Annotated in this window: 18 protein-coding genes; 11 read left to right on the plus strand and 7 right to left on the minus strand. The window is 67.1% G+C overall.

Translation table 11 applies throughout. From position 1 onward, the window contains the following. Nucleotides 1-73: 73 nt before the first annotated feature. The 5 genes from QX124_RS23140 to QX124_RS23160 all read left to right on the plus strand — a co-directional run bounded on the left by QX124_RS23140 (nt 74) and on the right by QX124_RS23160 (nt 4623). Complete coding sequence (locus QX124_RS23140; RefSeq protein WP_315785165.1) at nt 74-343, plus strand: hypothetical protein; 270 nt, start codon at nt 74-76, stop codon at nt 341-343. Between the two features lie 138 nt (nt 344-481). Continuing rightward, nucleotides 482-1585 (plus strand): c-type cytochrome biogenesis protein CcmI, encoded by a 1104-nt coding sequence (ccmI, locus tag QX124_RS23145; protein WP_315798373.1) that lies wholly within the window; start codon nt 482-484, stop codon nt 1583-1585. 31 nt (nt 1586-1616) lie between these two features. Beyond that, nucleotides 1617-2153, plus strand: a complete 537-nt coding sequence (ccmE, locus tag QX124_RS23150; protein ID WP_315798374.1) for a cytochrome c maturation protein CcmE — start codon at nt 1617-1619, stop codon at nt 2151-2153. Further along, nucleotides 2150-4129: a heme lyase CcmF/NrfE family subunit gene (locus QX124_RS23155; protein WP_315798375.1), complete on the plus strand. Its 1980-nt coding sequence runs from the start codon at nt 2150-2152 to the stop codon at nt 4127-4129. Before ccmE ends, QX124_RS23155 begins: the two co-directional genes overlap by 4 nt. A gap of 5 nt (nt 4130-4134) precedes the next feature. After that, a complete protein-coding gene (locus QX124_RS23160; RefSeq protein ID WP_315798376.1) occupies nt 4135-4623 on the plus strand; it encodes a cytochrome c-type biogenesis protein in 489 nt (162 codons plus the stop codon). Nucleotides 4624-4671: 48 nt separating this feature from the next. Here QX124_RS23160 and QX124_RS23165 read toward each other — a convergent pair whose 3' ends face one another. Continuing rightward, nucleotides 4672-4803 (minus strand): hypothetical protein, encoded by a 132-nt coding sequence (locus tag QX124_RS23165; RefSeq protein ID WP_315739833.1) that lies wholly within the window; start codon nt 4801-4803, stop codon nt 4672-4674. A 152-nt stretch (nt 4804-4955) separates the two neighbouring features. On the opposite strand from QX124_RS23165, the gene QX124_RS23170 reads away from it, so the two are divergent. Beyond that, the gene (locus QX124_RS23170) at nt 4956-6299 is read left to right on the plus strand and encodes a HAMP domain-containing methyl-accepting chemotaxis protein (protein ID WP_315798377.1); all 1344 of its coding nucleotides are present in this window, start codon (nt 4956-4958) and stop codon (nt 6297-6299) included. Nucleotides 6300-6607: 308 nt separating this feature from the next. Here QX124_RS23170 and QX124_RS23175 read toward each other — a convergent pair whose 3' ends face one another. Next, entirely contained in the window at nt 6608-7006 is a 399-nt protein-coding gene (locus QX124_RS23175) for a hypothetical protein (protein WP_315798378.1), read from the minus strand. Between the two features lie 1217 nt (nt 7007-8223). On the opposite strand from QX124_RS23175, the gene ltrA reads away from it, so the two are divergent. The 5 genes from ltrA to QX124_RS23200 all read left to right on the plus strand — a co-directional run bounded on the left by ltrA (nt 8224) and on the right by QX124_RS23200 (nt 17178). Next, nucleotides 8224-9600, plus strand: a complete 1377-nt coding sequence (ltrA, locus tag QX124_RS23180; protein WP_409997696.1) for a group II intron reverse transcriptase/maturase — start codon at nt 8224-8226, stop codon at nt 9598-9600. Between the two features lie 656 nt (nt 9601-10256). Further along, nucleotides 10257-11840, plus strand: a complete 1584-nt coding sequence (locus tag QX124_RS23185; protein WP_315777576.1) for a Do family serine endopeptidase — start codon at nt 10257-10259, stop codon at nt 11838-11840. 259 nt (nt 11841-12099) lie between these two features. After that, nucleotides 12100-12780, plus strand: coding sequence for a response regulator transcription factor (locus QX124_RS23190; RefSeq protein ID WP_315739932.1), 681 nt, complete (start codon nt 12100-12102; stop codon nt 12778-12780). Continuing rightward, a complete protein-coding gene (locus QX124_RS23195; protein WP_315798379.1) occupies nt 12764-14224 on the plus strand; it encodes an ATP-binding protein in 1461 nt (486 codons plus the stop codon). Before QX124_RS23190 ends, QX124_RS23195 begins: the two co-directional genes overlap by 17 nt. After that, a complete protein-coding gene (locus QX124_RS23200) occupies nt 14221-17178 on the plus strand; it encodes a bifunctional [glutamine synthetase] adenylyltransferase/[glutamine synthetase]-adenylyl-L-tyrosine phosphorylase (protein WP_315798380.1) in 2958 nt (985 codons plus the stop codon). Before QX124_RS23195 ends, QX124_RS23200 begins: the two co-directional genes overlap by 4 nt. 33 nt (nt 17179-17211) lie before the next feature. Here QX124_RS23200 and QX124_RS23205 read toward each other — a convergent pair whose 3' ends face one another. Genes QX124_RS23205 through QX124_RS23225 form a run of 5 tightly spaced genes read right to left on the minus strand, consistent with a single transcriptional unit; the run spans nt 17212 to nt 23226 of the window. Continuing rightward, nucleotides 17212-17454, minus strand: coding sequence for a formate dehydrogenase subunit delta (locus QX124_RS23205; RefSeq protein ID WP_315777578.1), 243 nt, complete (start codon nt 17452-17454; stop codon nt 17212-17214). Next, nucleotides 17444-18292 (minus strand): formate dehydrogenase accessory sulfurtransferase FdhD, encoded by an 849-nt coding sequence (fdhD, locus tag QX124_RS23210; RefSeq protein ID WP_315785182.1) that lies wholly within the window; start codon nt 18290-18292, stop codon nt 17444-17446. The genes QX124_RS23205 and fdhD overlap by 11 nt, the downstream gene beginning before the upstream one ends. A gap of 1 nt (nt 18293) precedes the next feature. Next, on the minus strand, nt 18294-21173 hold the full coding sequence (gene fdhF, locus QX124_RS23215) for a formate dehydrogenase subunit alpha (RefSeq protein ID WP_315798381.1): 2880 nt from the start codon (nt 21171-21173) through the stop codon (nt 18294-18296). Between the two features lie 23 nt (nt 21174-21196). After that, entirely contained in the window at nt 21197-22753 is a 1557-nt protein-coding gene (locus tag QX124_RS23220; RefSeq protein WP_315798382.1) for an NADH-quinone oxidoreductase subunit NuoF, read from the minus strand. Next, complete coding sequence (locus QX124_RS23225; protein WP_315739931.1) at nt 22750-23226, minus strand: formate dehydrogenase subunit gamma; 477 nt, start codon at nt 23224-23226, stop codon at nt 22750-22752. Before QX124_RS23225 ends, QX124_RS23220 begins: the two co-directional genes overlap by 4 nt. Nucleotides 23227-23439: the final 213 nt, after the last annotated feature.

Genomic DNA, 23439 nt, shown 5'->3' on the forward strand with positions numbered 1-23439 from the left:
GCAATTTCAGGTTGACCCCGCCCCGGGGCCACGCATAGGTTCCCGCCAGGTTCCATCCTTTTTCATCAAGACCATGATTTCCGTCATCAACTTCGTCGAGGTCGAGAACCGCGTCGTTCGCGCGACCTATCGCAACCTCATGATCAAGGCGAAGGTCGTGCTCGTCGACAAGACGAGCGGGGCGCCACTCGCCGATCCCGTCATCACCATCGCCTCGCCGGTCCCGGTCGGGTCGCTGCGGATCAGGCTCACCGACCATGTCAGGCCGGGGACCTATTTCCTGGTGGCCCTGAACGGGCGCGGCAGCTATCTCGCCAAGAGCGCCGAGTTCGAGGTCCCCTAATTACGTAATCCTCCTGAGTTTTTCGGCGCGGACGGCTGGGCTACCACGGCGGCAAATGTGAATTGCCGCCGGGAACGGTGCTGGTTAAAAGCGGCGCGAGGCGCGCCTGCCGGTGGGCGCTGACTGGAACTCTGTCCGATGACTCTCTGGTTCGTGTTCGCCGTGATGACGGCCGCGGCGATCTTCGCCGTCCTGCTGCCGCTCGGCCTGGGCGCGCGGGCCTCGTCGGACGGTCGCGAGGTCGTCGTCTACAAGGACCAGCTGGCCGAGATCGAGCGCGACGTCGAAACCGGGCTGATCGGCAAGGTCGAAGCCGAGGCCGCGCGGGTCGAGATCGGCCGCCGCCTTTTGGCCGCTGCGGACCAGGAGGGCGAGGCCACGGTGAAGCCGAGCCTCGGCCTGCGCCGCGCGTCGGCCGTGCTGGCGCTGATCGGCGTGCCGATCGTGGCGCTCGCGGTCTACCTGCCGCTCGGCTCGCCGCAACTGCCGGATTTCCCGCTCACCGCGCGCGCGGCGCCGCCCACCGGGACGCAGCCGCTGGAAACGCTGGTGTCGCAGGTCGAGCAGCATCTGCAGAAGAATCCGACCGACGGCCGCGGCTGGACCGTGCTCGCCCCGGTGCTGGCACGGCTCGGCCGCACCGATGACGCGATTCGGGCCTATCGCAACATGATCACCTATGCCGGCGACGGCGCAGCCAAGCGCGCCGATCTCGGCGAGGTGATCACGGCCGCCGCCGGCGGCGTCGTCACCGCCGAGGCCAAGGCCGAGTTCGAGCGGGCCCATGCGCTCGAGGCCGACGAGCCGAAGTCGAACTACTACCTCGGTCTCGCCGCCGAGCAGGACGGCCGCAAGGACGATGCGGGCGCGATCTGGCGGGCGATGCTGGGCAAGGCGCCGGCGGATGCGCCGTGGCGGCCGCTGGTGACGGCGGCGCTCGGCCGCGTCGGCGGCGGCGAGGTGCCGGCGCTGCCGAGCGAGGCGATGGCCGCGGCCAAGAGCATGAGCGACGGTGACCGCGAGACGATGATCCGCGGCATGGTCGACCGGCTGGCGGCGCGGCTGAAGCAGAATGGCGACGACGTCGAGGGCTGGCTGCGCCTGGTGCGCGCCTATGTCGTGATGGGCGATCTCGACAAGGCCAAGGGGGCGCTGTCGGATGCGCGGCAGGCGGTGTCCGGCGATGCCGAGCGGTTGCGGCAGCTCAACGAGGGCGTGAAGACTTTCGGCTTGGATGGATGAGCGGCGCTTCCGCCGCCAACGGGATGACGGGATGACACGCAAGCAGAGGCGTTTGACGATCATCGGCGGTGCGCTGTTCGTGCTCGCGGTCGCGGCAGGGCTGGTGCTCAACGCGCTGCGCGACTCCATCGTGTTCTTCTCGACCCCGACCATGGTCGCGGAGAAGCATATCGGCCCGGGCAAGCGCTTCCGGCTCGGTGGCCTGGTGCAGCCGGGCTCGCTGAAGCGCGGCGACGATCTCGACATCAGCTTCGAGGTCGCCGACGGCGGCGCCAAGCTGCCGGTCGCCTACAAGGGCATCCTGCCGGATCTGTTCCGCGAAGGGCAGGGCGTCGTCGCCGAGGGCGCGCTCGATGCCAACGGCGTGTTCAAGGCCGACACCGTGCTCGCCAAGCACGACGAGACCTACATGCCCAAGGAAGTCGCCGACAGCCTGAAGAAGCAGGGCCATTGGAAGGACGATTACGGCAAGCCGCAAGCCGGCGCCCAGCCAGCCGGCGCAACCACACCAAGCCCGGTGTCGATGCGCGAGGGAGCTGACAAGAGCGCGGCAGGAGCGACGCAGTGATCGCAGAGAGCGGACATTATGCCCTGGTGCTGGCGCTCGCGCTGGCGCTGATCCAGTCCACCGTGCCGATGCTCGGCGCCGCCCAGCGCGACGTCGCGCTGATGAATGTCGGCCGCTCGGCGGCGCTGGCGCAATTGCTGTTCGCCGGCCTGTCCTTCATCGCGCTGATCACCCTGCACGTGACCTCGGATTTCTCCGTCGCCAACGTGTTCGAGAACTCGCACTCGATGAAGCCGCTGCTCTACAAGGTCACCGGCGTGTGGGGCAACCACGAAGGCTCGATGCTGCTGTGGGTGTCGATCCTGGCGCTGTTCGGCGCCATGGTCGCGGCCTTCGGCAACAATCTGCCGCTGTCGTTGCGCGCCCGCGTCCTCGCGGTGCAGGCCTGGGTCGCGACCGCGTTCTATCTGTTCATCCTGACCACCTCGAACCCGTTCACGCGGCTCGCCACCCCGCCGATCGAGGGCCGCGACCTCAACCCCGTCTTGCAGGACATCGGGCTCGCCGTGCATCCGCCGATGCTCTATCTCGGCTATGTCGGCTTCTCGATCTCGTTCTCGTTCGCCATCGCAGCCCTGCTCGAAGGCCGCATCGATGCCGCCTGGGCGCGCTGGGTGCGGCCGTGGACCCTGATGGCCTGGATCTTCCTGACGCTCGGCATCGCCATGGGCTCGTACTGGGCCTATTACGAGCTCGGCTGGGGCGGCTGGTGGTTCTGGGACCCGGTCGAGAACGCCTCGCTGATGCCCTGGCTCGCCGGCACCGCGCTGCTGCACTCCGCCGTCGTCATGGAGAAGCGCAACGCGCTCAAGGTCTGGACCATCCTGCTGTCGATCCTGACCTTCTCGCTGTCCCTGCTCGGCACCTTCCTGGTGCGCTCCGGCGTCATCACCTCGGTGCACGCCTTCGCCAGCGATCCCACGCGCGGCGTCTTCATCCTCGGCATCCTCGTGCTGTTCATCGGCGGCAGCCTCACGCTGTTCGCCGGCCGCGCCACCGCGCTGAAGCAGGGCGGCCTGTTCGCGCCGATCTCGCGCGAGGGCGCGCTGGTCTTGAACAATCTGCTGCTCACCGTGTCCTGTGCCACCGTGCTGTTCGGCACGCTCTATCCGGTGATCATGGAGGCGCTCGACTTCAAGCTCTCGGTCGGCGCGCCCTTCTACAACATCACCTTCGGCCCCTTGTTCGCGCTGCTGCTGCTGATGGTGCCGTTCGGCCCGATGCTGGCCTGGAAGCGCGGCGATCTCGTCGCCGCGATGCAGCGGCTGCTCGCGGCCGGCATCACCGCGCTGGTGGCGATCGCGATCGTCTGGGCGTGGGCGCGCGGCGGCAGCGCGCTGGCGCCTGTTGGCATCGGCCTCGGTGTGTTCGCGATCACCGGCTCCGTCGTCGATCTGGTCGAGCGCAGCGGCGTGGCCCGCGTGCCGTTCAGGACCGCGCTGCACAGGACCCGCGGCCTGCCGCGCTCGGTGTGGGGCACGGCGTTCGCGCATGCCGGCCTCGGCGTCGCGCTGCTCGGCATCGTCTGCGAGACCACCTGGAACAGCGAGCTGATCAGCACGCTGCGTCCCGGCGACGTCCGCAATCTCGCCGGCTACCAGATCAAGTTCGACGGCATGACCCAGCGCCAGGGCCCGAACTTCAGCGAGGTCGTCAGCACCTTCGTCATCAGCGAGGATGGCAGGCAGCTCAGCGTCCTGACGCCGAGCAAGCGCAGCTTCGCCACCCGCGGCATGTCGACGACGGAAGCGGCGCTGATGACCCGCGGCGTCAGCCAGCTCTACGTCTCGCTCGGCGATGCCACCGCCGACGGCGGCCTCGCCGTGCGCATCTATCACAAGCCGCTGGTGCTGCTGATCTGGTTCGGCCCGGTGCTGATGGCGTTCGGCGGCCTGCTGTCGCTGTCCGACCGGCGCCTGCGCGTCGGCGCGCCGCGGCCGGCGCGTGCCGCGCACGCGCTGCAGCCGGCGGAGTAGGGCGGATGCGACGCATTCTCGGTCTCGCGGCGCTCGCGCTGCTGCTGCTCGCCGCGCCGGTGGCGCATGCGGTGCAGCCCGACGAGGTCATGGCCGACACGGCCAAGGAGCAGCGCGCCCGCGCGCTGTCGCGCGAGCTGCGCTGCATGGTCTGCCAGAACCAGTCGATCGACGATTCCGATGCGCCGCTGGCGCGCGACCTGCGCCTCCTGGTGCGCGAGCGTCTCGCCGCCGGTGATAGTGACAATCAAGTGCTGGATTTCCTGGTCGCGCGCTACGGCCAGTTCGTGCTGCTGAAGCCGCGCTTCGAGCGCCAGACCCTGTTGCTATGGCTGCTGCCGCCGCTGCTGCTGCTCGGCGGCGGGCTTGCGCTGTGGCTGCAGGTGCGCCGCCGCGGCCAGCGCGGCCCGGAGGCCACGCCGAAGCTGACGGCCGACGAGGAGGCGCGGCTTGCGGCGCTGATGGCCGCGGAGAAGCAGCCGCCGGCGACATGAAGTGCGCGACTCATGGTCGATGCGCCGCGCCGGTTTCGGAGCTCACCCTCATGGTGAGGAGGCGCGCAGCGCCGTCTCGAACCATGAGGCCACAGCGCGGGCCTCGCCCTTCGAGACGCCCGCCTGCGGCGGGCTCCTCAGGGTGAGGAGCGGAAGGCAGAACGTGGCCGGAGTGCTCATGGTCAGCGTCCAGCACGCCTTCGATGCTCCATCTTGCTTCGGCCGGTAGCCCGCAAAACCCCGTGCTCGCCCCGCCCCCGTGCTTTCATCTTATTTTACCTTTGTCTGGAAGTGTGCGTTGACATTCCGTCTGACGTACCCGGGCAAAGCCGATGTTCTCCAACAGTAATCTGACGATCCGCTTCCTCGTGGGGGGCGTCGTGGCCTCTCTCCTCATGCTGTTGGCGATCGGCGGCGGCACCGGCTTCATCGCGGTGCTCTATCTCAACAACCAGATCACCAGCCTGTCGTCGGATTTCGCCAGTCTCAGCGGCCCGGCGCGTGATCATGCGATGCTGACCTATCAGCAGGCGCATTCGGCGTTCTCCTACTTCCTCATGGCCTGCGTCGCCATTGCCGTGTTCGCCAGCGCCGTCTGCCTGATGACCTACGCCGCCGTGCAGAACGGCATCCTGCGCCCGCTCGCCGCGATGGTCAGCGCCATGCGCGACGTCGCCGACCAGAAATTCGACACCCGCATTCCCGGCCTCGGCCTCAGCAACGAGATCGGACAGCTCGCCGGCGCGCTGGAGGTGTTCAAGACCAACGGCATCGAGCGCCAGCGCCTCACGGAGCGCGAGCTGCAGGAGGCGCAGCGCCAGGGCGAGCGTTCGCGCTTTCTCGACGGCCGCATCCACTCCTTCAACGAGCTCGTCGCCAGCGTCGTCGGCAGCGTGGCGTCCTCGGCGGTCCGGCTGAAGAGCAATGCCGAGACGCTGTCGCGCGCCGCCAACGACACCTCTGCTAAAGCCAATGCGGTCGAGGCCGCCGCCAACCACGCCAATCGCAGCGTCCAGACGGTGGCCGGCTCGGCCGAGGAGATGTCGAGCTCGATCGGCACCATCAGCCGCCGCGTCTCCGACGCCACCCAGCGCGCCGAGGGCGCGGCGTCGCAGGCCGAGAAGAGCAAGAACACCATCCATTCGCTGTCGGACGCCGCCGAGAAGATCGGCGCCGTCGTCCAGCTGGTGCAGGCGATCGCCTCGCAGACCAACCTGCTGGCGCTGAACGCCACCATCGAGGCCGCCCGCGCCGGCGAGGCCGGCAGGGGCTTCTCGGTCGTGGCGTCGGAGGTGAAGAACCTCGCCAACCAGACCAGCAAGGCGACCGACGAGATCTCCGCGCACGTCGCCAGCATCCAGGGCATCACCGCCGAGACCCGCGGCGCCATCGACGGCATCTCGACCACGCTCTCCGAGATCAGCGCCATCATGTCCGGCATCGAGGTCGACACCTCGCAGCAGCGCAACGCCACCCAGGACATCTCCAAGAGCGTCCAGGAAGCCGCCCGCGGCACCCTCGACGTCTCCAACCACATCGCCCAGATCACCTCCACCTCGGCCGAAACCGGCCGCCTCGCCTCTGAGGCCCGCGACGCCGCCGGCGAGCTGTCGCAACAGGCCGAGACGCTGAAGCGCGAGGTGGATGCGTTCATCGTGAGCGTGAAGGCGAGCTGAGGCGGCGATGCCGTAGCCCGGATGAGCGATAGCGACATCCGGGTTCTCACGCGCTGCCGAGGTGAACCCGGACATCGCCGCGCTCATCCGGGCGACGCGTTCGGTCGAGTAGGGCGGATTAGCGCAGCGTAATCCGCCACTGCAGACCGAGCTTGGATCGTGGCGGCTTACGCCTGCGGCTAAGCCGCCCTACGCACCGCCGATGGGGCGGTCCGTCCGCGTAACCCGCATGAGTGCAGCTACATCCGGGATCGCACCAGATTTAGAGATGACTCCGGATATCGCTGCGCTCATCCGGGCTACGCTCGCTACTCCACCGTTAGCTTGGGTAGCGTATTAAGGGGCTTGCAGATCACTTCCATTTTTGAGGCGCAGCGCTCGCAGTCGCCATGATTGATAAGGCCCCACCACTTGATCCCCACGGCATAGGTCCCATTCGGGCACGTTGAGATGAAAGGAGGCTCAAACACGGTGCCCCATCCGGCTTCGTTTCCCTGCCGAAACGTTTGCGGTTCGCCGGGCCAGACTGAAAGTCGATTCATTGTCAAATAGATTAGGGTCAGCGTGAGGGCGGTTGAAATTAAGATCGCCGATTCTAAAGGCCATCGGTTCAACCACGCTCTTACCGCGGGAATACGCACCACTAAGAGTGCGCCGGCCATCGCGATCAGCTTGTCAGCGATGGAAGCGAAGAAAGAACTTAGCATGAATATCGCTCACCTCCTCCAAAATGCAAAAAATATATCAAACGGAACTATACTCGTGAAGAGAGCGCCGGCGAAATCACGCGCGCGCAGCGGCGGCGATCTGTTTGGTGATCCGTGAACCAGGCGCCTCGTATCCAGGGCCAGTACGTAGCGTAATCCGCCATGGCCACCGAGACTGCCGCGCGGCGGCTTACGCCTCCGGCTAAGCCGCCCTACGCACCACCGATCAGGTGAGCCGGCCCCGTAGCCCGGATGAGCGTAGCGATATCCGGGTTCACACGAGCTTTAGAGACGAACCTGAACATCGTTGCGCTCATCCGGCCCACGCTCGCTTGGTTGTCGTCCGAGTATTGGATAGGGCAGTACTAACTTCATCCCTTGCCCGTAGCCCAAATCACCTCTTCTTCTGAAAAACAGTCGATAAATTCCGAAAATCAAAAATCCTCTTGCGCTCCACCCCAAATCACCCTTATCCTCCGCGCGTTCCGTTCCGCTGAGGGAGCGTATCGCGATCGTCACGGACGCGGGTTTCGGAATGCGATGGACGCGGGCTGCCGCAGCGGGGTTTTTGGCCTCGCCGACGAACGGCGGATCGCGGACGTGAAATCGTGTGGTCCTGGTCGCCCGATGCTGCGGCCAAGCCGGTGGTGATGATCCGCCGGTGACGGGGGCAAGACAGCCGGTCCCCGGGGAGATCACGTATAATCGTTAACACCATCGCACAGGGAGGGCCGGGCGTGTTCGGCCAGACCTGTGGTACCTGCCGCCTGCATTTTTTTCCGCAGGCGGGCCACGGGCGGTGTGCCGAGTATGAACGACAGCTTGGAGGTGGAAGTCCTCTATCCAGCCTGATGGCGGCGAAGGATTAGCGAAGCGCAAGGGCGTCATCGCGAGGTGGGGTCTGAAGACAGCGTGGAGCAAAGCCGCGGCCCGATGAACAAACATCGGATGTGAGGCCTACCCGGCCGGACGAGCGAGCCACCAATCGCGAAGTCCACGGTCATCAAGGGGCGGGGTGGTAGATCCGACGGGCATGCGGTGAAGGCGGTCGGTCTTACCTCGGGAGATCTGCGTCGTGTCCCGGCAACGGGACTGAGGTCGTTGCAAGGCGATCTGAACGCGACGCAGAAGTCAGCAGAGGGCATAGTAGGCGGCAGCGTACCGCCGAAGGCCCGAACGATGGAAGTTCTGGTGGAGCGGTGATCTCGCACGACCCAATGCGGCAGGAAGCTCAGAGCAATCTGAACCCTCGCCCCGGACCGAGGGGTGAAGCCCCGCGGGCCGGCGCCGGGGCGGCCGAAGCTCGCGCGGCGAAAGCCTGTCTCGATCAGACGGCGGTCGCGGGACCGTCGATGGAAAGGATCGTCGCACGTGAGAACCTGAAGAAGGCATTGGACCGAGTGAAGCGCAACAAGGGCGCGGCGGGGGTCGACGGGATGACCGTGGATGATCTGCCGGCCTACCTGAAGGTGAACTGGCTCGCGATCCGCGCCCAACTGCTCGACGGCACCTACAAGCCGCAGCCGGTGCGGCGTGTCGAGATTCCAAAGGCATCGGGCGGCGTCAGGCTGCTCGGCATCCCGACGGTGCTCGACCGCTTCATCCAGCAGGCGGTTCTGCAGGTGCTGCAAAGCGAATGGGATCGGACGTTCTCCGAGACGAGCTTCGGCTTCCGGCCGGGCCGCTCGGCGCATCAGGCGGTGGCGAAGGCGCAGACCTACATTGCGTCCCGGCACGCGGTCGTGGTGGATATCGATCTGGAGAAGTTCTTCGACCGGGTCAATCACGACATCCTGATGGGGCTGGTCGCCAAGCGGGTTGCCGACAAGCGACTCCTGAAGCTGATCCGCGGCTTCCTGACTGCGGGCGTGCTGGAGGGAGGGCTGGTCAGCCCGACGGAGGAAGGAACGCCGCAAGGCGGGCCGCTCTCGCCGCTGCTGTCGAACCTGATGCTGGACGTGCTGGACAAGGAGCTGGAGAGGCGAGGTCATCGCTTCGTGCGCTATGCCGACGACTGCAACATCTATGTGCGCAGTCGGAAGGCGGGCGAGCGGGTGATGGCGAGCATCGAGAGATTCTTGGAACGGCGCCTCGAGCTCAAGGTGAACAGGGCCAAGAGCGCGGTCGCCAGACCGAGCCACCGCAAGTTCCTGGGCTTCAGCTTTACGCAGGGGAAGAAGCCGCGCCGGCGCATCGCGCCCGAGGCCATTGCCCGTTGCAAGGCGAGAGTTCGGGAGCTGACGGGGCGACAATCTGGCCGAAGCCTGGAGCAGATCATCGAGAAGCTGGCGCTGTATCTGAAGGGATGGCGCGGCTACTTCGGGTTCTGCGAGACGCCGTCGGTGTTGCGCAAGCTCGATGAGTGGATCAGGCGGCGGTTGCGCGCCGTCGTCTGGACCCAATGGAAGTGCGGTCCTACTCGCTTCGACGAGCTGCGACGCCGCGGCGTCGACCGGGAGACGGCGCTTAAAACCGCCGGCAACCCACGTGGTCCCTGGCGGCTCGCCAACAGCGCCGCACTGGCCAACGCTCTGCCAAGGTCCTTGTTCGCCTCACTCGGCCTGCCTTTCCTCGCAGCCCGCAAAGCCGCTTAATCCGCCGAACCGCCGTATACGTGATCCGTATGTACGGTGGTGTGGGAGGGGTGGAGTCGCGAGACTCCCCCCTATCCCGATCGGCCAGCGCCCGGCCTTCCCTGTGCCCTCGACGTGAGGGTGCGAGTTTGAAGGGCATAGCTCGGGCGCGGGATGCGTCGCGAGGATGTGGAGGCTCGACGCGCGGTTAGTTTTCTCCACATGCTGTTTGATAGTGTGGATCAGGATAGTTGCTCCGGGCGTCATTGCGAGCGCACCGGACGGGTAGGGCGGATTAGCGAAAGCGTAATCCGCCGGGGGCTGGCTCCGGTGCGGGCGGATGTGCGGCGGCTGGATCGGGGGCTGTTGGAAAGGCGGCGGGTTACGCCTGCGGCTAACCCGCCCTACGGGGGTTACGACTTTGGTCGGACCGGCCAAAATGATGGCCGCTACGGGGCGGCCGGGACGCTGGCAAACCCCTGGTCTCGCAAGGCTTTTCCGCCGCGCTCCACCATCTGCGCCATTCCGCCGCAGTGTTCGTGTCCGTCCATTACAGAAGTTTAACGCCGCAGCCAGCACGCCGTAAGGCGGCGGCCCCCATCTTCACTGGCGAACGGGGCGCACAGCCCGGGACCCAAGTTTAGACCTTGACCAAAATCGCTTGCGGAGAAAACCGTATGACTGACCGTCCGACCGACCTGTCCTCCCTTCCGTCCTATCGCCAGCCCCGGCGCGGGCTGTTCTCGGCGCGCAAGTTCGCGCTGATGGCCTCCGTGGTCGCGGGCCTCGGCGTCGCCGCCTATGGCCTGTCGCCGCAGGGGGCGCCGGTCGATCTGTTCTCGACCTCGGCGCATGCGCAGGTCGCGAACGAGGTCAGCAAGGTCGCGCGCCCGGTCGGCTTTGCCGACATCGTGGAGCGGGTCAAGCCGTCGGTGATTTCGGTCAAGGTCAACATCGCGGAGAAGGTCGCCAAGGACGACAGCGACGACGATACGCCGTTCCAGCCGGGCTCGCCGATGGAGCGCTTCTTCCGCCGCTTCGGCGGTGAGAACGGCATTCCCGGCATGCCGGGTCGCGGCGGCCGCGGCGGTGGTCGCGCCGTGACCGGGCAGGGCTCCGGCTTCTTCATCTCCGCCGACGGCTATGCCGTGACCAACAACCACGTGGTCGACGGCGCCAACAAGGTCGAGGTGACGACCGACGACGGCAAGACCTACAGCGCCAAGGTGATCGGCACCGACCAGCGCACGGATCTGGCGCTGATCAAGGTCGAGGGCAGCACGAACTTCCCGTTCGCCAAGCTCGCCGACGGCAAGCCGCGCATCGGCGACTGGGTGCTGGCGGTCGGCAATCCGTTCGGTCTCGGCGGCACGGTGACGGCCGGCATCGTCTCGGCCGTGGGCCGCGACATCGGCAACGGCCCGTATGACGATTTCATCCAGATCGACGCCCCCGTGAACAAGGGCAATTCGGGTGGTCCGGCGTTCGATGTCGACGGCAATGTCGTCGGCGTCAACACCGCGATCTATTCGCCGTCCGGCGGCAGCGTCGGCATCGCGTTCTCGATTCCCGCCTCCACGGTCAAGAGCGTGATCGCGCAGCTCAAGGACAGCGGCTCGGTCAGCCGCGGCTGGATCGGCGTGCAGATCCAGCCGGTGACGCAGGATATCGCCGACAGCCTCGGCATGAAGAAGGCCGAGGGCGCGCTGGTCGCGGAGCCCCAGGCCAATGGTCCGGCGGCGAAGGCCGGCATCCAGTCCGGCGACGTCATCACGGCGGTCAATGGCGAGCCGGTGAAGGACGCGCGTGAGCTCGCCCGCACCATCGGCGGCATTGCGCCGGGCGCCTCGGTCAAGCTCAACGTCCTGCAGAAGGGCCAGGAGAAGACCATCAACCTGACGCTCGGCAAGCTGCCGAACACGATTGAGGCCAAGGCCGACACCGGCGGCGACAATGCGAGCCCGACCCGCGGCGCCGACGTGCCGAAGCTCGGCATGACCGTCGCGCCCGCTTCGAGCGTTGCCGGCGCCGGCAAGGACGGCGTCGTCGTCACCGAGGTCGATCCGAAGAGCGCGGCCGCCGATCGCGGCTTCAAGGAAGGCGACGTCATCCTGGAGGTCGCGGGCAAGTCGGTGACCTCTGCCGGTGACGTCCGCGAGGCCATCAACGCCGCGAAGGCCGACAACAAGAACAGCGTGCTGATGCGTGTGAAGAGCGGCGGCCAGTCGCGCTTCGTCGCGGTGCCGCTGGCCAAGGGCTAAGAGCCCTTACGAGATGGGAGGCCGCCGGCAAGTGCCCCCGCGTCGGCGGCTCTTCCTGGGGCGGGCTTAAAGTTCCGCTCCCACAGACCTTCCGTTGGACAACGCCCCCCTCCGTCGGAAGGAACTCGGGCGGTGAGGTCCCCCAACCTCACCGCCCACTTTGCTGCCGATCAACCCCGGGCCCACGCCGCCTTGCACGGAAACCGCGGCCGGTCCATGTAGATGGACACCAACCGTGACCACCGCCCCCGTTTCCGCAATGCGCCTCCTGATCATCGAAGACGACCGCGAGTCCGCCGACTATCTGGTCAAGGCGTTCCGCGAGGTCGGACATGTCGCAGACCTCGCCAGCGACGGCGAGGAGGGGCTCGCCATGGCCGAAAGCGGGGATTACGACGTGCTGGTGGTCGACCGCATGCTGCCCAAGCGCGACGGCCTGTCGCTGATCGGCGCGCTGCGCGACGAGGGCAACCGGACGCCGGTGCTCATTCTCTCGGCGCTCGGCCAGGTCGACGACCGCATCAAGGGCCTGCGCGCCGGCGGCGACGACTATCTGCCGAAGCCCTACGCCTTTGCCGAGCTGCTCGCCCGCGTCGAGGTGCTGTCGCGCCGCCATGGCGGACCGGCCGAGGAGACCACCTACAAGGTCGGCGATCTCGAGCTCGACCGTCTTTCTCACAGGGTTGCGCGCGGCAAGGACGAGCTCACCCTGCAGCCGCGCGAGTTCCGCCTGCTCGAATATCTGATGAAGCACGCGGGGCAGGTGGTGACGCGCACGATGCTGCTCGAGAACGTCTGGGATTATCACTTCGATCCGCAGACCAACGTGATCGACGTCCACATCTCGCGGCTGCGCTCCAAGATCGACAAGGGGTTTGACCGTCCGCTGCTCCACACCATCCGCGGCGCGGGGTATATGATCCGTGACGGCCTTCGGTAAGCTGATCCGCACCACGGCGTTCCGGCTGACGCTGGTCTATCTGCTGTTGTTTGCGCTGTTCGCAGCCTCGCTGCTCGGCTATTTCGCCTGGAACACCCGCCGCCTCATCACTGAGCAGATCTCGACCACGGTCACCTCCGAAATCAGCGAGATGACCGACATCTTCTCCCGCTGGGGCCTGCGCGGAATCGTCGGCGCGATCGAGAGCCGCGCGCTGCGGCCCGGTGCCAATCTCTATCTCATCACCACGCCGACAGGACAGATGATCGCCGGCAATGTCGGCTCGCTGGCGGCGGGCGTGATGGGCTCGTCCGGCTGGTCGGAGACCTTCTATCGCCGGCTCGATGATTCCAGCGAGCAGAACCACCGCGCGCTGGTCTACGTCACGCAGCTCTCCAACGGCTTTCGGCTCCTGATCGGTCGCGACCTCGAGGAACGGCGCCGGCTGTTCGGCATCGTCGCCAAGGCGGCGCAATGGTCGGTGCTCGTGGTCATGGTGCTCGGCATCGGCGGCGGCATCTTCGTGGCGCGGCGCGTGCTGCGCCGGATCGATGCGATGACCGGCACGACGCGGCGGATCATGGATGGCGATCTCTCGGGCCGGCTGCCGGTCGGGCGCAGCGGCGACGAGCTCGATCGCCTGGCTGAAAACCTCAACGCGATGCTGGAGCGCATCGAGGCGCTGATGACCGGCCTCAAGGAGGTCTCCGACAACATCGCGCACGACCTCAAGACGCCGCTGACGCGGCTGCGCAACCGCGCCGAGGAGGCGCTGGCGAAGTCGCGCTCCGAGGACGAATATCGCGCGGCGCTGGAGCGCACGATCGAGGAATCCGACGGCCTGATCCGGACGTTCAACGCGCTCCTGATGATCGCGCGAGCGGAGTCGGGGCAGGCGCGCGGCGACATGGTCGAGTTCGACGCGGCCGAGGTTGCCGGCGGCATCCACGAATTGTACGAGCCGCTGGCCGAGGACAATGAGATGACCTTGCGGGTCAAGGCCGCGGCCGCGCCGGTGCATGGCAATCGCGAGCTGATCAGCCAGGCGCTCGCCAATCTCGTCGAGAACGCGATCAAATACGGCAAGCCGGCGGCGCTGCCGCTCGATGCCGCCGCCGCCGCTGATAGCCGCGAGATCCTGATCGAGGCGCGGCGCGAGGGCGGACAGGTGCTGCTCAGCGTCACCGATCATGGCGAGGGCATTCCTGAGGCCGAGCGCAAGCGCGCCGTCGAGCGTTTCGTCCGGCTGGAGGCGTCCCGCACGTTGCCGGGGTCCGGCCTCGGCCTCAGCCTCGCCTCCGCCGTCGCGACCCTGCATGGCGGCGAGCTCCGGCTCGGCGATGCCAGGCCGGGCCTGATCGCGACCCTGGTGCTGCCGGCCGGTGCCGGCGTGCCCGCGAAGCTTGCGGCGCCGGCGCAGGATGTGCCACAGAAGGCCGCATGACCTCCTCCGCGCCGGGAAACGCGGACGGGCAGATGCTGGCCGAACGTTTCGTTGCCGGCCCGCATGTCCGTGCGCCCGACAAAGCCGAACACCGGCTTCACGAGTGGCTCGCCGAGCTCGAGCCGTCCTTGGCCGTCTCGCTCCGCGCGCTGCTCGCCGGCGGCTGGCCGCGAACCATCCTGCTCGGGATTGCCGAGTGCTCGCCCTATCTGTTCGATCTCGTGCGCGCCGACGGCCATCGCCTGGACCGTCTCTTGCGCTGCGACCCGCAGGCGCACCTTTCCGAGCTGATCGCCCGCACCGGCCGCGAGGTGTTCGCCGCCTCCAGCGAAACCGAGGTGATGAGCCTGCTGCGGCGGCTGAAATCCGAGGCGGCGCTGCTGATCGCGCTGTGCGACATCGGCGGCGTGTGGCCGGTGATGCAGGTGACGGCGGGGCTGACCGACGTCGCGGTGTCCTCGGTGCAGATGGCGCTGCGGTATCTGCTGCGCCTGGAGACGGTGCGCGGCCGGCTTGCGCCCGTTGATGCCGACGATCCGGAGCAGGGCAGCGGCCTGTTCGTGCTCGCGATGGGCAAGATGGGCGCGGGCGAGCTCAACTATTCGAGCGACATCGACCTGATCGTGTTCTTCGACCCCGAGGTCAATTCGCTGGCGCGCGACATCGAGCCGCAGCCGTTCTTCGTCCGCGTGACGCAAGCGATGGCGCGGCTGCTGCAGAGCCGCACCGCGGACGGCTATGTGTTCCGCGTCGATCTCCGGCTGCGGCCGGATCCGGCCTCGACGCAGGTGGCGATGTCGACCGAGGCGGCGCTGCATTACTACGAGCGCGAGGGCCGCACCTGGGAACGCGCCGCGATGATCAAGGCGCGGGTCTGTGCCGGCGACGTGGTCGCGGGCGAGGCGATGCTGGCGGAGCTGTCGCCCTTCGTATGGCGCAAGCATCTCGACTTCCAGGCGCTGACCGACGTCCACGACATGAAGCGGCAGATGCAGGTCTATCGCGGCCACAGCGAGATCGCGGTCGAGGGCCACAACGTCAAGGTCGGGCGCGGCGGCATTCGCGAGATCGAGTTCTTCGCCCAGACCCAGCAACTGATCGCCGGCGGCCGCCATCCCGAGCTGCGGGTGCGTCCGACCCTGCAGGCGCTCGACGTGCTCACCGCCAGCAAGTGGATCACGGAGCAGGCGCGTGACGAGCTCACCACGGCCTATGAGTTCCTGCGCCGGGTCGAGCACCGGCTGCAGATGATGGCGGACGAGCAGATCCACAGCCTGCCCGACGATATCGAGGGCGTGAGCCGCTTCGCATGCTTCTTCGGCTACGACAGCCGCGAGCGGTTCGCGACCGATCTGCTGTTCCATCTCGACGTCGTGCAGGGACACTACGCCCGGCTGTTCGAGGGCGATCCCACCGGCACCGTCAGCCTGCCGGCGGTGAACTACGGCGCCGGTCCCGACGAGCCGCGCCTGATGGAGCATCTTGCCGCATTGGGCTTCCGCGATCCCGTGATGGTCGCCAAGACCCTGCAACAATGGCTCGCGGGCGAGTACCGCGTGTTCCGCACTGATGCGACGCGCACCGCGTTCACCGATTTTCTGCCCGCGCTGATCGATGGCCTCGCCCATGCCGACGAGCCGGATCGCGCGGTCGTCGCCTTCGACCGTTTCCTGCAGGCACTGCAGCTGGGCGGCCGCCTGATCACCCTGCTCGGGCAGAACCGCGATCTCGTCGCGCTCGTCGCGCTCGTGCTCGGGGCGGCGCCTCGGCTCGGCGACATGCTGGCGCGGCAGCCGCGGCTGATGGACGGCCTGATCGATCCGCGCTTCTTCGGCGCCATCCCGGACCGGCGTGAATTGTCGGAGCGGCTGGCGTCGACGCTGCAGGATGCCGGGACCTATGAGGAGTTTCTCGATCGTCTCAGGCTGTTCGGCCAGGAGAGCCTGTTCCTGATCGGCACGCGCATCCTCTCGGGGACGGTGTCGGCGCAGCAGGCCGGCACCGCGTTCGCCGATGTCGCCGAGGGCATCGTGCACACCGTGCATGATCTCGTGACCGACCGCTTTGCCGCCCAGCATGGCCGCATCAAGGGCCAGGAGACCGCGATCGTGGCGATGGGGCGGCTCGGCGCGCGCGAGATGACGGCCTCCTCCGATCTCGACCTGATTTTGCTGTATGATTTCGATGCCGACGCGCCGGATTCCGACGGCGAGCGCTCGCTGCAGGGCGCGCATTATTTTGCGCGCTTCACCCAGCGGCTGATTTCGGCTTTCACGTCGCGCACCAATTACGGCGTGCTCTACGACATCGACATGCGGCTGCGGCCGTCGGGTCGCGCCGGTCCGCTGGCCTCGCACATCGACTCCTTTGCGCACTACCAGGAGCACGAGGCGTGGACCTGGGAGCACATGGCGCTGACGCGCGCGCGGGTGATCTCGGCGTCGCCGGCGTTTCGGGCGCGCATCGAGGAGATCATCCAGGCGGCGCTGCGCCGGCCGCGCGACAGGAGCGCGATCGCGCGCGACGTCGCCGACATGCGCCGCGCGATCGCCGCCGAGAAGGGCGAGGCCGATCTGTGGGATCTCAAGCACGCCGCCGGCGGCATGGTCGACATCGACTTCGTCGCGCAATATCTGCAGCTCGTCCATGCCGCGACGACGCCGGAGATTCTCGATGTCAGCACGCTTGCGGTGCTGGACAATGCCGAGCGGCTCGGCGTGCTACCGCGTGCTGAAGCCGTGATCCTGCGTCAGGCTGCGCGGCTCTATCACGATCTGACGCAGATCGTGCGGCTGTGCGTCAGCGACAAGTTCAAGCCGGATCAGGCCGGCGAGGACCTGCTGCGGGTGATGACCCGGGCGGGCGACGCGCCGGATTTCTCGGCGCTCGAGGCGAGGCTGCGCGAAACGCAGACCGAGGTGCGGCGCGTGTTCACCGCACTCGTGGAGGGATGACCGGACCAGGCGCGCGGTAGGACAGCCGGCCGCCTATGCCTTTTCCTTGGCGACCGCCGCCTGCTTCAGCCGGCCGATCGCTTCCTTCACCGCCGGGTCGAGGCCGGCGCCGCCGGCGTCGTGGTGCGCATAGATCGTCTTGAGCATGCGCGGATCCCAGAACTTCTTGATGTGCTCGGCGACGCCGGCGACCTCCTTCTCCTGCCCCTGGCTCTGGAAGAACTTGCCGATCTGGTTGGCCATGTAGACGAGGCGCTCGGAGGGGTTATGCGACATGGGTGTTGTCCGTCTGTGTTGATCGCGCGCCGGTCTCGGCGCTCGCGACGATCCGGTCGGGATGGGTGAAGATTTCGAAGCCGTCGTTGCGGGCCACCGCAATCAGCGTGATCCCCGCGGACTCGGCCATGCGGATGGCGAGCGCGGTCGGTGCTGACACTGCGACCAGAACGGGGGCGCCCATAGCCGCGGCCTTCTGCACCAGCTCGACGGAGACGCGGCTCGTCATGAGCACGATGCCTTCGGTCGCAACGCTTCGCGCCTGCGCGAGGTGGCCGGCGAGCTTGTCGAGCGCATTGTGGCGGCCGACATCCTCGCGGAGCGCAACGATGCCGCGCGCCGGCGTCCAGAACGCCGCGGCGTGCACGGCGCGGGTCTCGCGATTGAGCTTCTGCAGCGGCTCGATCGCGGCGAGCGCGGTCATGACGTCGCGCGGCGCGAAGCGCCGGCCCGCGGGCACGCGCGCCACCGGCCGCACCGCTTCCGCGATGGAGTCGATGCCGCATAGTCCGCAGCCGGTGGGACCGGCGAGGCTGCGCCGGCGCTCTGCCATGCGCGCAGCAAGCTCCGGCGGCAGCCACATCCTGAGCTCGATGCCGTCGGTAAGCTCGACGACATCGAGCGAGATGATGTCGTCGCGGCTGGCGATGATGCCCTCGTTGAGGCTGAAGCCGATGGCGAAGTCGGTGAGATCCTGCGGGGTCGCCATCATGACGGCCTGGGTGCCGCCATTATAGGTCAGCGCGACCGCGGTCTCCTCCGGCACGCGGCGGTGGCCCTCGGTGAGGGCTCCGTCGCGCCAGACCAGACGATCCGCGATGCGCACTGCATCGGTCATGCTACTCCGCCGCCTCCACGATCGGGGCGATGCGACGCGAGTTGCGGGCCTGCTCGTCATAGGCCTTCTGCCAGTCCGACGGGCCGTTGGACTGCGACACCTGCACCGCCGTGACCTTGTACTCCGGACAGTTGGTCGCCCAGTCCGAATAGTCTGTCGTGATGACGTTGGCCTGGGTCAGCGGGTGGTGGAAGGTGGTGTAGACCACCCCCGGCGCCACGCGCTTGGAGATCAGCGCATGCAGCGTGGTCTCGCCGGCGCGGCTGGTCAGCCGCACCCAGTCGCCGTCGCGGATGCCGCGCTGCTCGGCGTCGTGCGGATGGATCTCCAGCACGTCCTCGCCATGCCACACCACGTTGTCGGTGCGCCTTGTCTGAGCGCCGACATTGTACTGCGACAGAATGCGGCCGGTGGTCAGCAGCAGCGGGAAGCGCGGGCCGGTGCGCTCGTCGGTCGCGACATACTCGGTGACCACGAACTTGCCCTTGCCGCGGACGAAGCCGTCGACATGCATGATCGGCGAGCCCTCGGGGAACTTCTCGTTGCAGGGCCACTGCACCGAGCCCATTTCCTCGAGCTTCTGGTAGGAAACGCCGGCAAAGGTCGGCGTCAGCGCCGCGATCTCGTCCATGATCTCGGACGGATGGTTGTACTTCATCTCGAAGCCCATCGCCTTGGCGAGACCGATCGTGACCTCCCAATCGGCGAGGCCGTTGCGCGGGCTCATCACCTTGCGCACGCGCTGGATGCGGCGCTCGGCGTTGGTGAAGGTGCCGTCCTTCTCCAGGAAGGTCGAGCCGGGCAGGAACACGTGGGCGTAGTTGGCGGTCTCGTTCAGGAACAGGTCCTGGACGATGACGCATTCCATCGACGACAGCGCCTGCACCACATGCGTGGTGTTGGGATCCGACTGCAGGATGTCCTCGCCCTGCACGTAGAGGCCCATGAAGGTGCCTTCGATCGCGGAGTCGAACATGTTCGGGATGCGCAGGCCCGGCTCAGGGTTGAGCTTGACGTTCCACATCGCCTCGAACTGGTCGCGCACGGCGTCGCCCGAGATGTGCCGGTAGCCCGGCAGCTCGTGCGGGAACGAGCCCATGTCGCACGAGCCCTGCACGTTGTTCTGGCCACGCAGCGGGTTCACACCGACGCCGCGGCGGCCGATATTGCCGGTCGCCATCGCGAGGTTGGCGATCGCGATCACCGTGGTCGAGCCCTGGCTGTGCTCGGTCACGCCGAGGCCGTAATAGATCGCGCCGTTGCCGCCCTTGGCGTAGAGCCGGGCCGCGCCGCGGATGGTCTCGGCATCGACGCCGGTGATCCCGGCGACCGCCTCCGGGCTGTTCTTCTCCAGCGCGACGAACTCGGCCCAGTCCTGGAATTCGCTCCAGTCGCAGCGCTCGCGCACGAAGGTCTCGTTGACGAGGCCTTCGGTGACGATGACATGCGCCAGCGCGGTCAGGATGGCGACGTTGGTGCCGGGCAGCAGTGGCAGATGATAGTCCGCCTTGATGTGCGCTGACTTCACGAGGTCGATCTTGCGCGGATCGACGACGATCAGCTTGGCGCCCTGGCGCAGCCGCTTCTTCATGCGCGAGCCGAACACCGGATGCGCATCGGTCGGGTTGGCGCCGATCACCATGATCACGTCGCTGTCCTCGACCGAGTCGAAGTCCTGCGTGCCGGCGGAGGTGCCGAAGGTGGTGGCAAGGCCGTAGCCGGTCGGCGAGTGGCAGACGCGGGCGCAGGTGTCGACATTGTTGTTGCCGAAGCCCGCGCGGATCAGCTTTTGCACCAGATAGGTCTCTTCGTTGGTGCAGCGGGACGAGGTGATGCCGCCGATCGAGTCGCGGCCATGCTTCGCCTGGATGCCGCGCAGCTTGTCGGCTGCGAACTTGAAGGCCTCGTCGTAGGAGACCTCGCGCCAGGGCTGGTCGATGGTCTCGCGGATCATCGGCTTGAGGATGCGCTCCTTGTGGGTCGCGTAGCCATAGGCGAAGCGGCCCTTGACGCAGGAATGGCCGCGATTGGCCTTGCCGTCCTTGTAGGGCATCATGCGCACGACTTCTTCGCCGCGCATCTCGGCCTTGAAGGTGCAGCCGACGCCGCAATAGGCGCAGGTGGTGACGGCGGAATGCTCGGGCTGGCCGATCTCGATCACGCTCTTCTCGGTCAGGGTCGCGGTCGGGCAGGCCTGCACGCAGGCGCCGCAGGACACGCATTCCGAGCCGAGGAAGCTCTCGCTCATGCCCGGCGACACCCGGCTGTCGAAGCCGCGGCCGGAGATGGTCAGCGCGAACGTGCCTTGCACCTCCTCGCAGGCGCGGACGCAGCGCGAGCAGACGATGCACTTGGAGGGATCGTAGGTGAAATAGGGGTTCGATTCGTCCTTCGGCAGCCAGGCAGGATTAGCCTCGCCGCAGGCGTCGGCGAACACATGGTTCTCACCCTGGTTGCCGTAGCGGACGTCGCGCAGGCCGACCGCGCCGGCCATGTCCTGCAGCTCGCAATCGCCATTGGCGGCGCAGGTCAGACAGTCGAGCGGATGGTCGGAGATGTAGAGCTCCATCACGCCCTTGCGCAGCTTCTTCAGCCGCTCGGTCTGGGTGTGGACGACGAGGCCCGCGGCCACCGGTGTGGTGCAGGAGGCCGGCGTGCCGGCACGGCCCTCGACCTCGACGAGGCAGAGGCGGCAGGAGCCGAACGCATCGACCATGTCGGTCGCACACAGCTTCGGGATCTGCGTGCCGGCCTCCATGGCCGCGCGCATGATCGAGGTGCCTTCGGGAACGGTGATGCTCTGACCGTCGATGGTGAGCGTGACCATCGTCTCGGACTTGGAGCGGGGCGTGCCGTAATCGGTTTCGTGGATGAGCGACATGGTCGGTGTCCTTTCCCGATAGCCTATTCCGCGGCCTGCAGGCGCGGCTGCTGGGGTCCGAAATCTTCGCGGAAGTGCCTGAGCGCTGATAGCACAGGGTAGGGCGTGAAGCCGCCAAGTGCGCACAGCGAGCCGAGCTTCATAGTGCCGCAGAGGTCCTCGACCAGAGCGATATTCTCGGCGACGCGCTCGCCGCGGCGGATCTTGTCGATGGTCTCGGCGCCGCGGGTCGAGCCGATGCGGCACGGCGTGCACTTGCCGCAGGATTCGATGGCGCAGAACTCCATCGCGAAGCGTGCCTGCTTCGACATGTCGACGGTGTCGTCGAACACGACGATGCCGCCATGGCCGATCAGGCCGTCCTTGGCCGCGAACGCCTCGTAGTCGAACGGCGTGTCGAACAGCGCACGCGGGAAGTAGGCGCCGAGTGGCCCGCCGACCTGCACCGCGCGGACAGGGCGGCCAGTGAGGGTGCCGCCGCCGACGTCGTCGACGAGTTCGCCCAGCGTGATGCCGAACGCGGTCTCGAACAGCCCGCCGAACTTGACGTTGCCGGCGATCTGGATCGGCATCGTGCCGCGCGAGCGCCCCATGCCGAAATCGGCATAGGCCTTGGCGCCTTCATTGAGGATGAAGGGGATCGCGGCGAACGATAGCAGGTTGTTGACCACGGTCGGCTTGCCGAATAGCCCATGATGGGCGGGCAGCGGCGGCTTGGCGCGAACCAGTCCGCGCTTGCCTTCGAGGCTTTCCATCAGCGCGGTCTCTTCGCCGCAAACATAGGCGCCGGCGCCGGTGCGCACCTCGAGATCAAAGGTGTGGTTGGAGCCGGCGATCTTGTCGCCGAGCAGGCCGGCCTTCCGGGCGATGTCGATCGCCTTGGTCATGGTGGCGATCGCGTGCGGATATTCGGAGCGCGTGTAGATGTAGCCCTTGGTGGCGCCCACCGCGATGCCGCAGATGGTCATGCCTTCGATCAGCACGAAGGGATCGCCTTCCATCAGCATGCGGTCGGCGAAGGTGCCGCTGTCGCCCTCGTCAGCGTTGCAGATGACGTATTTGCGGTCGGCCGCCGTCTGCGCCACCGTCTTCCACTTGATGCCGGTCGGGAAGCCTGCGCCGCCGCGGCCGCGCAGGCCCGACGTCGTGACCTCGGCAATGACCGCATCCGGCGACAGCGTCAGCGCGCGCGTGAGACCCTTGTAGCCGCCATGGGCGCGATAGTCCTCGAGTGACAGCGGATCGACGATGCCGCAGCGGGCGAAGGTGAGGCGGGTCTGCCGCTTCAGCCACGGGATCTCCTCGGTCAGGCCGAGCGAGAGCTTGTGCGGCTTGTCGGCGATGATCGCATCCAGCAGCGACGGCACGTCCTCAGCGGTCACCGGACCGAAGCCGAAGCGGCCCTGCGCCGTCTCCAGTTCGACCAGCGGCTCCAGCCAATACAACCCACGCGAGCCGTTGCGGACGATCTCGATGTCGACATTGCGCTCCAGCGCCGCCTTGTGCAGCGCCTGCGCGACCTCATCGGCGCCGACAGCGAGCGCGCCGGCATCACACGGGACAAAAAGACGCACGCTCATCGCTGGGCCTCCGAGACGAGAGCATCGATCCGGGCTTCGTCGAGCCGGCCGACCAGGCGTCCATCGAGCATGGCCGACGGCGCGGTTGCGCACAGCCCGAGACAGTAGATCGGCTCGAGCGTGACGCGCTCGTCAGCCGTGGTGTTGCCGAGGGCGACGCCGAGCTTCGCTTCGGCACGCGCCGCGAGCGCATCACCGCCGGCGGCCTGGCAGGCTTCGGCGCGGCACAGCTTCAGCACGTGACGACCGGCCTTCTTGGCGCGGAAATCATGGTAGAACGTGAACACGCCGTAAACCTCGGCGCGCGACAGGTTCAGGGCGGACGCGATCATCGGAATGGCATCCTCCGGCACGTAGCCGAACGTCTCCTGCAACGCATGGAGGATGGGCAAGGTTGCGCCCTCCATGCTGCTATGTTCGGCGATGATCTCGGCGCCGCGCGCCGCGTCCCAACTTTCGTACACCGGCGTCATCCTGATCCCGATTCTGCGTTGCAAGCGTTTCGCACATCCAAATTGGAATTGCTCGAGATATCAATAAAGCAGTCCCGTGCTGCGATAGCGAAACGCAATCGAGAGATAGCTAGAAGTTGACGAAAAACAGGCGTTCGCGCGACAGGGCTGCGGCGTGTTTTACCATGTCGGCGCCCCCCTCGTCGTGATAGGGTTTCACCATGGCTGGCAACG

The sequence above is a fragment of the Bradyrhizobium sp. SZCCHNRI3043 genome (assembly GCF_032377735.1).
In the GTDB taxonomy this organism is placed as follows: Bacteria; Pseudomonadota; Alphaproteobacteria; order Rhizobiales; family Xanthobacteraceae; genus Bradyrhizobium.